We start from the raw sequence: 1,145 nt of genomic DNA, 5'->3' as shown, positions 1-1,145 counted from the left end.
CATCCGCGTCGCGTCGGGTCGCCTCGGCACGCGCGGCGGCCGCGTCGGCCTGCGCCTGCTCGATCACGCTGCGCTGCTGGCCGACCTGCGCGTCGAGCGTCGCGGCCGCGGCTTCCTCGGCCTGCAACGTCGCATCGGCGGCGGCAACGGCCGCCTGCGCGTCGTCGAGCTTCGCGCGATAGTCGCGATCGTCGAGCACGACGAGCACGTCGCCGCGCTTCACGGGCTGGTTGTCGTCGACGGCCACGCGTGCGACATAACCGGCCACCCGCGGGCTGACGGTCACGATGTCGGCGCGCACGTAGGCATCGTCGGTGTGCTCGATGAAGCGGCCGACCGTCCACCAGCGCCAGCCGAACCCGGCCAGCACGATGACGGTGATGAAGGCGCCGGCGGCGATCCAGTGGCGCCGCGCGAAACGGGCGGATTTCTCGGGTACGGCTGTGGTGCTCATGATCGGAATCGGAATGGTTGAGTGCGTGCGGATTCACGAACGGCCGGTCACGGCCCGTTCACGTCAATTACGGGCTTGCGCTGGCCCTGACGCTGCCAGCCGCCCCCCAGTGCCTTGAAGACGGCAACCTGATCGAGCGCGACCTGCTGCGTCGATGCGGCCAGCGCCGCATCGACCGCGACGAGGCTGCGCTGCGCGTCGAGCACGCCGAGAAAATCCAGCGCGCCCGCGTCGTAGTTCAGTTCCGCGAGCCGGAAAGCGCGCGCGTGCTCGGCACGCGCGGTTTCGAGCGCGGCCTTGCGGCGCCACTCGGCGCCGTATCGCGCGAGCGCCTGTTCGGTTTCCTTCAGCGCGCGCAGCACCTGCGCGTCGAACGACGCACGAGCGGCGGCATCGTCCGCGCGTGCCTGTGCGAGCTGCGCGCGGCTCGCCGCGAGATTCGGAAAACGCCAGGTAATCAGCGGCCCGACGCCCCACGCGATCGCGTACTTGTCGCCGAGCGACGACGGATCGCCGGTCGTCGACAGCCAGTTCACCGACCCGCCGAGCACGATCGACGGATACAGCTCGGCCGTGGCGGCACCGATCCGCGCGTTCGACGCGGCGAGCCGGCGCTCGCTTTCGCGCAGGTCGGGCCGGCGCCGGAGCAGCGCGGCGCCATCGCCGACCGGAAACGGCCGCGCCAGCGCCG

Annotated in this window: 2 protein-coding genes; both read right to left on the bottom strand. The window is 71.7% G+C overall.

Features of this window, described 5'->3' with window-relative positions; all coding sequences use genetic code 11:
• On the bottom strand, positions 1-454 hold a 454-nt coding region (locus tag DPV74_RS41445), incomplete at its 3' end, for a biotin/lipoyl-binding protein (protein WP_119339292.1).
• 47 nt (positions 455-501) lie between these two features.
• Positions 502-1,145 (bottom strand): TolC family protein (locus tag DPV74_RS41440; RefSeq protein ID WP_162923339.1); only part of this gene is annotated, 644 nt, incomplete at its 5' end.

The organism is Burkholderia sp. HAN2018 (assembly GCF_024704855.1).
GTDB classification, from domain to species: Bacteria; Pseudomonadota; Gammaproteobacteria; order Burkholderiales; family Burkholderiaceae; genus Burkholderia; species Burkholderia cepacia.
Note: the sequence above shows the minus strand (reverse complement) of the source record. Positions and strands in the feature narration are given on the sequence as shown.